Raw genomic sequence first — 12,692 nt, forward strand, 5'->3', positions numbered from 1 at the left:
TCATTGACGCCTATGGAGGTAAAATGGCTTGGGTTTACTTGTTCTTTGCGGGTCTTCTTGAATGTGGGTGGGTAATTGGTCTGAAATACACTCAAGGCTTCACGAAACTTCAGCCATCTGTCCTGACCGTGCTCGCAATGATCGCAAGCTTCTGGCTCTTGGCTGAAGCAATGAAAGACATTCCCGTAGGTACTGCATATGCCGTTTGGGCAGGTATTGGGGCTGTGGGCGTTGCTATTATTGGAATGACCATCTTGGGAGAGCAAAAAGACTTGGCTCGTGTCGCCTGTCTTCTCTTGATTGTTGCTGGGATTGTTGGGCTGAAACTGGTCGGAACCACGGCCAATCATTAGCGCCGAATGACAATCAACGAGCTGCTATGATCACAGTGCAGAGGGGCTTCCCTGGATGCTTACAATGCGGATACACTTTCGAGGAAATGCTCGGTCAGCATGACATTGACATCTACCATGTCGAGACATTGCGGGAGCTGGCCGAGAAGTTTGTAGATGAAGGGCTTTACGGTGAAATCCCAGAGAGCTTGCAGTATTACTGTTTCTCCTACGACACCCCCTCCAAACTTGTCGATCTGATCAATATAGCGCTTCAATGCACCAAAGATACGGCTGGGCCGGTCCGCATATCCCGGCGCGCGGGTTTCGAGCGTCTTTGCGCTTGTGGCAAGGCCTCGATCTTCGTCGAAGAAATCGAACGTCTTGAAGTTGTCGGGCGTGCGCTCTCCCAAACCGCCCAATCGTTCCAGGTGATCCTACCACGGTCCACCCTGCTCCCTGATCGGCCCGCCCCAGGTGAGGCCGGAGTTTTCGATGACGTCCCAGTCAGGATCAGAGGGCAAGCGGCGCGCCTCTGCCGCCTCATGCAGAAGCGCGTCGCGCATGTCGTCCGCGTCCTGCGCGTCACAGCTCGGCCCGCGCCGCCGCAACGCACCAAAGCAACGAAGAGGCCGTCAACAAGAACGGAGTCTCGCCGGTCTGAAAGCCGCTCAGCAAAGGTTCACCCGAAGAAGCTCTTGGTTGAACGAGATTTGTAAAGATCAGCTCGCGTGACAGGCGCCACCCGGAAAATGTGTAGACAGGCCGACCCAAGTTTTTCCCGGATGGGAAAGGGTAAGAGTTCTGGCTTGTCGTTCCCCTGACTAGGCGGCCCCGTTTATGTCTGCGGCCAGTTCCTCCAGACTCTTTTTTGTGATCTGGATGATTTCTCGCACGTCATTCGCGCCCACTATCAATGGCGGACAAAATGCCATCGCGTCTGTCATATTACGTGAGATGAGGCCGTTGCGCAGCATGATTGCGTTCATTTGGGCGCCGAGTTTTCCAGGGGCAAAATCGCCTGATTTACCCTCTGGGGCGATCAATTCAAGTGCGCCTATGAGGCCAATGCCACGTGCCTCTCCAACGAGAGGGTGGGACGTCAGGTCGGTCAATCCAGCTTGCAATTCTGCACCGCGTTCGGCGGCATTGGCCACAAGATCGCGCTCTTCGATAATCTTGATGTTTTCCAGCGCTACGGCTGCGCCGACGGGGTGGCCACCGCCCGTATAGCCATGCCCCAGAACACCGATGCGCCCGCTTTCGTCGGCGATTGGCTGATAGACCCGATCGTTGATCATGAAAGCCGAAAAGGGGAAATAGCTGGAGGTGATCTGCTTGGACATGGTGAGAATGTCGGGCTTTATGTCAAAGGTTGTAGAGCCAAACATGTTGCCCGTGCGGCCAAAACCGCAAATCACTTCATCTGCGATAAGAAGGATATCGTATTTCGCCAGAACCGCTTGGATTTTCTCCCAGTAGGTCGCCGGAGGAACAACAACACCGCCCGCGCCCATGACAGGCTCGGCGATGAATGCGGCTACAGTTTCGGGGCCCTCTGATTGGATCATATCATCAAGATCTTGGGCACAGCGTGACGCAAAAGCTTCTTCGCTTTCGCCGTCCTGACCTTCGCGCCAGTAGTGCGGGCAAGTGGTGTGCAAGATGCCCTCCATCGGCAGATCGAAGGACTTGTGGTTATAGGGCAGACCCGTCATCGACGCGGCTGCGACTGTCACGCCGTGATAGCCGCGCAGGCGCGAGATGATCTTCTTTTTCTCGGGCTTGCCGAGCGCGTTCGAGCGATACCAGACCATCTTGACGATCGTATCGTTCGCCTCGGAGCCCGAGTTGGTATAGAAAACCTTGCTCATTGGCACGGGGGCTATTTCGATCAGCTTTTCAGCAAGATCAATCGCCGGACCATGCGAGCGGTGCGAGAAGTTGTGGTAGTAAGGCAGCTTTTGCATTTGCCGGCTGGCGACATCCACAAGGCGTTGTTCGTTGAACCCGACTGCCACGCTCCAAAGGCCGGACATGCCCTCGATATAGCGGTTGCCGTTTGAGTCGGTGACGTGGATTCCCTCGCCTGATTCAATGATCAGCGGACCAATTTTTTCATGCGCTTCGGCATTGGTATAGCTGTGAAAATGATAAGCGATATCACGGGCTTCGTCTGAATTTGGTCGCACATCCATGGCAGGCATCACTTCTTGTAAGTTGGCGTTTTTCACGCGGCAGGGGGCCGCGATTTGCCCTCAGTGCTATCGCCGCTTTCTTGCTTTTAGCAAGCAGTTTTGTTCCGAGCATCCTGTCTGCGGGCCAGCGAGGCCGCCCATTTGAAGCAGAAACGCCCGCCGGGATTTCGGTCGTGGTTTGAGGACACTTCCATCCTGTGATTCTGTTTGGATGCTTCGTTTTTTTGAAGCGCAGCGGCCGTGAATCTTGGGGAAAATGCGGCCCAATCCCGCTCAGGTTGTTGCCTTCGCAGCTTTCCGTTTCACAAAACCAAGACCCGATTTGGCGGTGTTCTCGCGCTGCAAATGGTTGGTAAAAATATGTTTTAGTTAGATATTTAGGATTTTCCAGGGCCTTTCTGGGCCCGATGAAAGAATCGCAAGTGCGCGAATTGACACGTGACACAAGAGTTTGTGCGTTTTTTGCCAAAGTGGTTGGCCGGAACGGTGCTACGATCATTTTAACACATGAGACAGTTGTGTTTTCGCCATTTGTGTTTTGGGGACGTTAGATGAATCAGAAGGACAAAACTGCAAACAAGCTCATGACTGCCACCCAGTGGCAGGCGGCTGTCTCAGATACGTTCTTTCCCCTAGAGACCACGATGGCGGATGACCAGTCCTTTTCAGGTGATCTCAATACTTGGAACCTCGGTATCGTCGGTCTGTCGCAGATGCGTTGCGATGGCATTCTCTACAAAAGGCACAAGCGGCACTTTCTGGACGAAGTTGAAAGCAGTCTGCTGATTACCATTCCAAGATTGGGGACGGTCGGCTTTGACCAGAATGCCCGCCAGGCGAAATGTTCACCGGGCGAGTTTCTGGTAGAACGGGGCGATTTGCCCTACGAGTTCTGGCATGAACAGACGAACGAGCTGTTGGTGCTGAAGGTGTCTTCCGAAAGCGTGCGGGCCCGCATCGGCCCAACAGACCGTTTGGGCGCGCTGAGTTTTGATGGCACAGCCGGCGTGGCCAGTTATTTTCTGGATACCGTCAAGACAACGGCGCTGCACGTCGATTTGCTTGATGAGCAGGCGCGCGCGGCCGCTGGCAAGCACATCCTTGATCTGCTGTGCCTCTCAATCCGCAAAGATGACCGTGTGCTGGACAGCGAAACCTCGACAATCCGCGCAGCACATCTGCACCGCGCAGAACAGTTTATCCGCAACAACCTCTTCAATGAGAATCTCTCCTCAAGTCTTGTGGCAGAGGCCTGCAATGTGTCGCAGCGCTATCTGCAACAACTGTTCTCGGAGTCGGGCAGGTCGGTTTCCGGGTTCATCCGCGAAAAGCGTCTGGTGCGCGCGCGCGAGGACCTGAGCGTCGTAGGGCCCATCACAATTGCCGAGATAGCCCATCGGTGGGGGTTTTCGGATCAATCCCAGTTTAACAAAGCCTATCGTGCGCAGTTCGGCTGCACACCGACCGAAACGCGCAAAGCCGCGCAGCAAGGCCAGAAGACGGCCCCTCCGTAACCCTTAGCTAAAACCGAAAACCCCCAAGTAGGGTCGGCTTTCGCCGGCGCCTTCCTGATGCCCTGTTGTCTTTTGAAGGATGTAGACATGAAGAACACAAGAGTTGCCGTAGATGTGGGTGGGACGTTTACCGACGTCGTCATTATGGACGAAACAACGGGTGCGATCCGCATCGAAAAGACGTCATCGACACCGGATGACCCGATGGTTGCCATTCTCAACGGGATTGATCAGGGCGGCATCGACCTCAGCGAGGTGTCGATGTTTTCGCACGGGACAACCGTGGCAACAAACGCGCTGATCACACGTAATTTGGCGCGCTCTGCGATGATCTGCACCGAAGGGTTCCGCGACGTGGTCGAAATCCGCCGGGCCAACAAGGAGGATCTGTGGGACACCTACAAAGATGTGGCCAAGCCCTACATCCCGCGTCGGGACCGTCTGACCGTCCGTGAATGCGTCGACGCGAACGGCACGGTTCTGGAAAAGCTGGACGAAAAAGAAGCGCTGCGCATCGCGCATGTTTTGAAGAAGCGCAAAGTCGCCTCTGTTGCTGTCTGCTTTATGAACTCTTACACCAATGGGGCCAATGAAGAGCGGATGCGAGACATTCTGCTGAGTGTGATGCCGGATGTGCCGGTGTCGATCTCTTCACAGGTCCTGCCGGAGATTTTTGAGCACGAGCGTTTCTCGACAACGATGGCAAACGCGGTCGTGTCGCCTTCGGTCGTTGATTATGTAGCGCGCCTTGAGGGTAAGCTGGCTGACGGCGGCTACGAACGCGATCTGCTGTTGCTGCACACGGGCGGCGGCGTGATGACCCCGGCCAGCGTTAAAGACTTTGCCGCGCGTCTGGCAGGGTCGGGCATTGCCGCGGGCGCGATTGCCAGCCGCTTTATTGGCAACCTTTGCGGGTTTGACAATTCTATCGGTTTTGACATGGGCGGGACCAGCACGGACGTATCCTTGGTGTATGAAGGCAAGTCGCGTGTCACCAAAGACTGGTATATCGAATATGGCTATCCGATCCGGTTCCCGTCGATCGAAGTGCTGACCATTGGTGCGGGCGGCGGATCTCTGGCGTGGAAAGACGAAGGCGGGTCACTGCGCAACGGACCGCAATCTGCGGGCGCCTTCCCTGGGCCTGCCTGCTACAAGAACGGCAATGAAGTGGCCACAAACACGGACGCCAATGTTGTGCTGGGCCGCCTTGGCACATCGCTCGCGGGGGGCAAGATTACCCTTGATCCCGCCCTGGCCGAAGCGTCGGTCAGAGAGACTGTGGCCGAGCCTTTCGGAATGGAGCTGCACGAAGCCGCCGAAGCCGTGGTTGCGGTTGCAAACGCAAATATGGCCAATGCGGTGCGTTTGCTGTCGATTAGCCGAGGTTATGACCCACGGGACTTCGCGCTTGTGGCGTTTGGCGGAGCCGGGGCGTTGCATGGTGCGGCAATTGCCAAGGAGTTGTCGATCCCGACTGTCATTATCCCGCCCAATCCGGGTGTGACATCGGCTCTGGGTTGCCTGCTGGTCGATATCCAGCACGACTTCTCAGACAGCTTCATGGCTGCTGCGGCTGATACCAAGCCGGAGGATTTGGAGGCCGCCTTCGAGCGGCTGGAGGCCATGGCCGCTGATCGTTTGAAGCACGAAGGCGTAGCGCCCAAGGACATTGTCATGCAGCGCACGGTCGAGATGATGTATCAGGGCCAATGGCGTGCCTTGGCAGTATCTGCGCCGTCCAAGGTCACCGATATTGAGGCCTTGATCGACGGGTTCCACAGCGAACACCAGCGCGAATTCAACTTCCGCCGGGATGACGCACCGGTGTCGATCTTCCGTGTGGGGCTGACGGCGACGGGTATGGTTCCCAAGGCCGAGCTGCAAAAGCACGAGGTGAGGAAGAACAAGCCCAAGACCGACAAGACACGCGATGTCTGGTTTGACGGCAAGGCCCACACGGCGATGATTTTCGAGCGTGAAAACCTGACCGCCGGTGCGACCTTTGATGGCCCCGCCATTGTCGAGCAGTTCGATTCAACCACCGTAATTCCGCCGAACACGACTGCTGAAGTCGATCAATACATGAACATTCTCATCCGAGTGCAGGAGTAATACTATGAGTGATTCAAAAGCCCTAGATCCCGTCACGTTTGAAGTTCTCAAGAACTCCTTCATCACATCCGTTGACCAGATGGCCGAGCAGATGCTGCGCACCTGTTACTCCTTTGTGATCTACAACCGAGACTTTTCTAACGCGCTGCATGATGCCGAAGGCAATTCGGTTGCGCAGGGCAACGATGACATCGCGGTGCACGTCGGCACGCTGCACTTTACCTGCAAAGACGTTATTCGCGTCTTCAAGGGCGACATGATGCCCGGCGATGTCTACGCGATCAACGATCCTTACGCAGGTGGCACGCACTTCAGCGATGTCCGTCTGGTGCGGCCGATCTTTGATGAAGACGAGCTGATCGGGTTTTCGCAGTCAAACGGGCACTGGTCTGATCTGGGTGGCTCTGTGCCCGGTTCGTTTGATGTGACGGCGAAAGACATGTTCCGCGAGGCGGTTCGGATCACACCTGTCCGGCTATTCCGTGCCGGCGATTTTTGTTCCGACGTTGCCAACCTGATCGCAAACAACACACGCGACCCCGCGTCGATTATCGGTGACATCCACAGCCAGGCACAGGCCACGCAGGTGGCCGAACGTGAAATCCTGCGGCTGGTGCGAAAGTACGGGCGCGAGCAGGTCAAGCAGGGCATGAACGAGGTGCAGGACTACGTTGAACGCGCCGTGCGCCAGCGTATTGCGGCGCTGCCCGACGGCACATGGAAATCCGTCGACTACATCGACCGGGACCCGTCAGGTGGCGAGGGGATGATCCCGATCCACATCAAGATGACAATCAAGGGTGATCAGATTCACTACGATTTCGAAGGCAGCCACCCGACGATTGGTTCGATGTACAATTCCGCGCCGGGAGCCACATTCTCGGCTGTCGTCGCGGGGATGAAGACCTTCTTTCCTGACCTGCCGTTGAACTCCGGCTTCTATCGGATGCTCTCTGTCGCTGCGCCGGAAAATTCGGTGGTCAGTGCCCAGTGGCCCACGGCGGTCACCGGCTTCCTGATGCCGTTTGAAAAGATCATGAACTCGGTTTTCGAGATGTGGTCGGAGATCATGCCGGAGCGCGCCATCGCCTGTGCATTCAACCTTGAATACCTGTTGGCGGGGGGCACGGACAAGCGGCGCGAGGAGGACTCTACATTCTTGTTCTACGAATGGCTCCCCGGCGGTTGGGGCGGACGGCGCGGTAAGGATGGCAGCGACGTCAACACAGCCTGCTTCGGAACCGGGCTCATGTCTCAGCCCAACGAAGGCAACGAGCGGGTCAACCCGACCCGGACGCTTGAATTTCAGATCAAAAAAGACAGCGCAGGCCCGGGCAAATGGCGCGGAGGGACAGGGGTGCAGAAAACCTCCCTGCTTCTGGAAAGTGAAAAATCCGTCATGTCCTATGTCTGCGACCGCGAACGCGCCGTCGTCTGGGGTGTTGATGGCGGTTTGCCCTCCATGCCGCATGGTCTGACCATCAAACGCGCCGGCTCGGACACGCACGAATGGCTTGGGTCTGTCTTCTCTGACTTCCCGATGTATTCGGGAGATGAGTTTGCGCGCCCGACCGCGGGGGGCGGCGGCTTTGGCGACCCACTTGAACGCAAGACAGAGGCTGTTCTGACGGATGTGGTGGATGACTATGTCTCTATCAAACGAGCCGCGTTGGACTATGGCGTTGTGATCAAAGAGATTGATGCGGACTTGTGTGAATATGAGGTCGATGAGGCCGAGACCGAGAAACTGCGGGCGCATATTCGTGAAAACCGCGTGGCTTGGGCCCGCATTGATCCTGAAAAGGTTGCCGAGATGTATCGCAAAGGCGAGATCGACGCGATGGACGCCGTGAGACGCTATGCGGTGATCCTGGATTGGGAAACCGGCGAGCCGCTGCCCAAGACGATCGAACAGTTCCGCGAGAGTTTCGAGCGGCGCAGCGTGGCGCACTGGACCTAGTGAGCATCACCAGGACCCACAGCCGCCATCGGTTGGCGGCTGTGGCGCACAACGGTCGGAACAGGAACGCGAAGGATAAGATTTTGTCATTGGAACTGGAATCAATCAGCGTTGCGTTTGGTGGCTTCAAGGCTCTGGATGACGTGACGATTTCGCTAAAGAAGGCGGAAATTGTCGGGTTGATCGGCCCCAACGGAGCAGGCAAAACCACCTGCGTCAACATCATCACAGGCTTTCAGGACCCCACGTCAGGCACGGTCATGCTGGATGGGCAGGACATCAACGCCAAAGCGCCCTATGACATTCGCCGCCGGGGTCTTGCGCGCACGTTCCAGGCCGGGCGCTTGTTTTCCGGGCTGGATGTACTGGACAATCTTGCAGTGACCGGGGTGGGCCTTGGCCATTCGCGGCGCGCCTCCGAAGACGAAGCGCTGCGCGTGTTGTCCTGGATGGGGGCCGGGCATCTTGCCGAACTGCCCGCAGCCGGGCTGCCCTATACGGACGAGCGCAGGGTCGGCATTGCGCGTGCGCTGATGTTTGCCCCCGATTACCTGCTGCTGGACGAACCCGCCGCAGGCATGTCCGAAACCGAAGCGGATGATCTGGCACAAATCATCAGGCGGATCGCGGATGAGCTGAACTGCGGTGTCCTGTTGATCGAGCATAACGTCGGGCTTGTCCTGTCATTGTCAAACCACGTCTATGTTCTGGACGCGGGCAAGATCATCGAAGAGGGCGACAAGACCGAGATCCTGGCCAGCCAGGCGGTACGCGAAGCCTATCTGGGCGCAGAGCATGCGCCAGAAAACATGGAGCACGCGTGATGTCAAAGCTGGGTGTTTTCGATGTCGCGGTTCGGTATGGCAAAGTGCCTGCACTGTCGGATGTTTCCTTTACTGTTCAAGAGGGTGAGAGGCTGTTCATCTCCGGGCCGAATGGGGCGGGCAAGTCCTCTCTGCTCAAGGCGATTTGCGGAGCCGTTGCCACGACCCATGGCCGCATTGAGGTGGACGGCGATGTGCTGAATGGCCGCTCGCCCGAAGCGATAGCGCGTTTGGGTCTGACTATGGTTCCGGAAGGCCGCGAGGTTTTCGGAACGCTGACAGTCGAGGAAAACCTGCGTGTGGGCACGGGCATCCGGAAGGACAAGGCGGCGATTGAAACGGATATCGACGGGATCTACCAGAGCTTTCCTATCCTGGGTGAGCGGCGGCATGCCAATGCCGGAGCACTGTCCGGCGGACAGCAACAGATGTTGGCGATCGGGCGCGGTTTGATGACCAATCCCAAACTGATGATGGTGGATGAACCTTCGCTTGGGTTGGCTCCGAATATTGTCGATCAGGTCTATGAAACGCTCGTCAATCTGCAGGCCGAACGCGGCTTGACCCTGATCATCGTTGAACAGAGCTCGGCCCGCGCGGCCCGGGTTGGCGGGCGCATGGTGTTGCTGCGCGGGGGTCATGTTGCCGGCGATGGCGATGCGGCAGGCTTTGCGGAAAGCGATCTGCTTAAGGAAGCCTACTTTGGGCAAAACCAGTCGGAGGATGCGACATGAACGCCGTTCCACAGCTGCTCTTTGATGCGCTGAGCCTTGGGGGCATCTATGCCATGGCCGCACTTGGGATTGCTCTGATCTTCGGGGTGATGAAACTGGTGAATTTCGCCCACGGCGAATACATCGCCTTTTGCGTTTTTGCATTGATTGTGCCCTCGACGGACGCAGTTGCCGTCATGTTCTTGGGCAAAGCGCCGGCGATTTTGCTGATCCCGCTGCTGCTGCTGATCGGCGCTGCAATCGCCGTCGCCTCCGAGTTCTTTGTCTTCAGGCACATGCGCAATGCCACGCCTGTGGCGATGATGATTTCATCTTTTGCCTTGGGGTTCGTGATCCAGAATACACTGCTGTTGGTCTACGGGAAGGCAACCAGATCGGTGACGCCAACCGGGTAGTCGAGGCGGATGTTCAGAAGCGTTTCGTCGCTGTTGCGGCGCTTGTTTTCCCTTTATGCAGGGTTCTCAGAAACCTCTTCGCGTCTTCATCCATGCGGGATTGGATGTCCGCGATCAGGCGGTCGCGCGTTGAGATCAATTCCGCAAGGTCGACGGATTCCTTCGTCATGCCCTCGAATTCCCTGACATAGGGCTGATCCAGATCGATCAGGTTTGGGTTCAGCAATTCGTGCGGCGGGCGTGGTGAACTCGCGACGTAGATCAGAAAAGTGCGGAACAACTCGTCCGTGAAGCCTTCATTCTCGTAGAGCAGCTTGACGTCGTAAAGGTCTCGCGGATGCTGGCGATCAAGGGCCGCATGGAGCTTGCCGCCGAACAAATCCTCGAAGGAAACGATGTTCATCGTCGCATATCCGAACGCCTCCTCGACGGCTTCGGAGACTTCGCGTTGTTCCGGATCATGCACGACGCCCCGGGTAACGGGGGAGGTTTCGATTTTGATTTCGGCTGTGCCGAGGCGGGCGAGCGCACGCGTGGCGCCGCCGCCACCCCCGGAAATGCGCTGCGCTTTGGCGCCGGTGATTCCGCTTTCGATGGCGGCGGCAATCCGGTCCATCGCGTCGTTGATCTCGACGAGGCTTTCGGCGCGGTCCTTGACAGGCAGATAGGTCAGATCGATGTCGACCGAGAGGCGCGGAAGATCGCGATAGAAGAGGTTGATGGCCGTCCCACCCTTGAGCGCAAATATTTTCTCCTTTGCGACATACGGCAGTATCCGCACGAGCAGCGCCACTTGGGCGACATAGTCCTCATGCGCCATGACCACGTTCCTTTCCTACAAACTCTTCGGGCACCATGATCCTGTAGCGCGGATGTATCTTGCCGCCTTTGACCAATGCGCGATCCCCGCTGCCGAGGTCGAACTCTTCCGGATCGAGTCGCTTGCGCCAGGCATGGTCGTGGCGGTCGGCGAACACGAAGAACAGGCGTTTGACCTTGATCTTCTTGCAACTGCTGAGCAGTGCCGAGAGGGTTCTCGGGCGCAACGTCGTCAGGCTTTCGAACGCCATGTCGAGGTTGTGAAAACTCTCTTGATCCGGCAACTCGTCCAGCGCCTCAAACACCGCGCGTTCCGGCGAAGACATCACCAGTTTCCAGTCCCAGGGCAGGGACGATGCTGTCTCGTCGGGATTCCTTCGTGCGCCATCGACACCCAATTCAAGATCGGAGAACAGTGATACGCTGCGTGTGCGGAGTTCGGCGTTGAGCGGCAGTTTTTCGAGCCAGTTGGGGATTTTTGAGCCGTAGAGCCAGACTGTGCTCTTGTCGCCGAGGGAGAGATAGTGCGCATAGCCTTGCAGGCCCAATGCCGTCACCCCGCCGATATGGACAGGGTAGTGCATGATGTGCTGGAGCGAGAGCAGGCAGGTCTTCCAGTCGAGCGTGTTCGTGGTGGCGTTGCCTGGTGCCGGGCGGCGGAAGACGCCGCGGCCAAGGCGTTCTAGCCAGCCGCGTTGGACATAGGCGTAGGACGAACGCCGGCCTATCCCGTGGTGCTCAAGCCAGGCGGAGTCCACGAGGAACCCCGTGGGAACAGCCTCAAGAAGGCTCTTTAGTTTTTCGTGTTCTTGTCCACTCATGCGCGACACAATGATATATTTTTAAAGAGGAGGCCACATGTTTCTGTGAAAACCTGTGAGATAGTCCGTCAAGGATCGACAAATTCTGGAATTTTCAAAGAGACTGGTGGTTGTCAACTCTGAAGCTCACCAGCAAAGCAGGGCGTGGATGCCCTCGGAGGGCTGAGAAGACATCCGGCCATTCGGATCGAACAGTCGAAGCTATGTGCCCCTGTCGAAGCCGCTGCGCCAAACCAGAGTCAGGTTTCACTTTCGATTGTGGCGTTCTTTTGCCCATACAAACATCGCACCGACGGCAGCATTGGCTTGCTGCACGCTGAACACTTCCGGTTCGAACGCGCCCGCCCATTGCTTTGTATCGCGATGTTCCGGGTGGTGTTTGTCGGTCAGCGCGTCGAGAAATTCTTCGTAAGAATAGGGCCCGCCACTATCCTCTGGCGGGCACGCTCGCTCTCCGGCAACACAGGCGGGGAAGTCCAGATCTGGTCTTCCGGTTGGTTTGCTAATCTTCTCAACGGTGACGAGATGCCGCCAACCATCGCCGAAATCATAAGTATATGTGAACTGACTGCCTTTCTTGACCAGCTCTCCAAGAGCAAACTTCTTTTCGTCCTTCCGGCCATCGTTTGGGTCCCAGCTGTCGTCACTTTCGTCGCGGGCCTCGAACCTGTCTTCGCCAATCTCGAACTCATGCAGATGATAGTCTTGCCAAGGCATAGCGCCCTGGAGAACGGAATGCAGGATGTCCAAGCTGATGTCATTCGGCACGAGGATCCGGCGCCAGATCGGTGGTTTGATGCCAATAAGTTCGATTTTCAGCTCAATCAAAGTGTGTTCCGCCTGTCTCAATGGCCCTGCCGTTCAAGTAATTTTTGATTCTTAAGCTGAAGCATTCAAGGGGAACATTGGCCCCTCCTGCCCTTTGGTCAGGACCGCGCCCTACTCGGTCGGCTGCACGCAGCCGCCCTCCCCGAGCTGAA

Annotated in this window: 12 protein-coding genes; 7 read left to right on the forward strand and 5 right to left on the reverse strand. The window is 57.0% G+C overall.

Going from position 1 to position 12,692, the window contains the following annotated elements; genetic code table 11:
- The first annotated feature begins 23 nt into the window (after nt 1–23).
- Nucleotides 24–353 (forward strand): quaternary ammonium compound efflux SMR transporter SugE, encoded by a 330-nt coding sequence (gene sugE / locus J7359_RS16960; protein WP_017467358.1) that lies wholly within the window; start codon nt 24–26, stop codon nt 351–353.
- A 59-nt stretch (nt 354–412) separates the two neighbouring features.
- Here sugE and J7359_RS16965 read toward each other — a convergent pair whose 3' ends face one another.
- Nucleotides 413–754, reverse strand: coding sequence for a hypothetical protein (locus J7359_RS16965; protein WP_065331081.1), 342 nt, complete (start codon nt 752–754; stop codon nt 413–415).
- Nucleotides 755–1,156: 402 nt separating this feature from the next.
- Nucleotides 1,157–2,530 carry an aspartate aminotransferase family protein gene (locus J7359_RS16970; RefSeq protein ID WP_040701702.1) on the reverse strand — a complete coding sequence of 458 codons (1,374 nt, stop codon included), beginning with the start codon at nt 2,528–2,530 and terminating at the stop codon, nt 1,157–1,159.
- A gap of 551 nt (nt 2,531–3,081) precedes the next feature.
- Here J7359_RS16970 and J7359_RS16975 point away from each other — a divergent pair.
- The 6 genes from J7359_RS16975 to J7359_RS17000 all read left to right on the forward strand — a co-directional run bounded on the left by J7359_RS16975 (nt 3,082) and on the right by J7359_RS17000 (nt 10,072).
- Nucleotides 3,082–4,044 (forward strand): helix-turn-helix domain-containing protein, encoded by a 963-nt coding sequence (locus tag J7359_RS16975; RefSeq protein ID WP_065331080.1) that lies wholly within the window; start codon nt 3,082–3,084, stop codon nt 4,042–4,044.
- 87 nt (nt 4,045–4,131) lie between these two features.
- On the forward strand, nt 4,132–6,159 hold the full coding sequence (locus J7359_RS16980; RefSeq protein ID WP_007120579.1) for a hydantoinase/oxoprolinase family protein: 2,028 nt from the start codon (nt 4,132–4,134) through the stop codon (nt 6,157–6,159).
- Nucleotides 6,160–6,163: 4 nt separating this feature from the next.
- Entirely contained in the window at nt 6,164–8,119 is a 1,956-nt protein-coding gene (locus J7359_RS16985; RefSeq protein ID WP_209058340.1) for a hydantoinase B/oxoprolinase family protein, read from the forward strand.
- An 89-nt stretch (nt 8,120–8,208) separates the two neighbouring features.
- A complete protein-coding gene (locus tag J7359_RS16990; protein ID WP_232272177.1) occupies nt 8,209–8,943 on the forward strand; it encodes an ABC transporter ATP-binding protein in 735 nt (244 codons plus the stop codon).
- Nucleotides 8,943–9,677 (forward strand): ABC transporter ATP-binding protein, encoded by a 735-nt coding sequence (locus J7359_RS16995; protein ID WP_007120582.1) that lies wholly within the window; start codon nt 8,943–8,945, stop codon nt 9,675–9,677. Before J7359_RS16990 ends, J7359_RS16995 begins: the two co-directional genes overlap by 1 nt.
- Entirely contained in the window at nt 9,674–10,072 is a 399-nt protein-coding gene (locus J7359_RS17000) for a hypothetical protein (protein WP_227511481.1), read from the forward strand. The genes J7359_RS16995 and J7359_RS17000 overlap by 4 nt, the downstream gene beginning before the upstream one ends.
- Before the next feature lie 13 nt (nt 10,073–10,085).
- On the opposite strand, the gene J7359_RS17005 is transcribed toward J7359_RS17000, so the two are convergent.
- From J7359_RS17005 to J7359_RS17015, 3 genes are all read right to left on the reverse strand, one after another.
- On the reverse strand, nt 10,086–10,892 hold the full coding sequence (locus J7359_RS17005; protein WP_227511480.1) for a nucleotidyl transferase AbiEii/AbiGii toxin family protein: 807 nt from the start codon (nt 10,890–10,892) through the stop codon (nt 10,086–10,088).
- Entirely contained in the window at nt 10,882–11,712 is an 831-nt protein-coding gene (locus tag J7359_RS17010) for a type IV toxin-antitoxin system AbiEi family antitoxin domain-containing protein (protein ID WP_065331078.1), read from the reverse strand. The genes J7359_RS17005 and J7359_RS17010 overlap by 11 nt, the downstream gene beginning before the upstream one ends.
- 246 nt (nt 11,713–11,958) lie before the next feature.
- Nucleotides 11,959–12,540: a plasmid pRiA4b ORF-3 family protein gene (locus J7359_RS17015; RefSeq protein WP_227511479.1), complete on the reverse strand. Its 582-nt coding sequence runs from the start codon at nt 12,538–12,540 to the stop codon at nt 11,959–11,961.
- Between the last annotated feature and the right edge of the window lie 152 nt (nt 12,541–12,692).

The organism is Paracoccus sp. R12_2, assembly GCF_017744015.1.
In the GTDB taxonomy this organism is placed as follows: Bacteria; Pseudomonadota; Alphaproteobacteria; order Rhodobacterales; family Rhodobacteraceae; genus Paracoccus.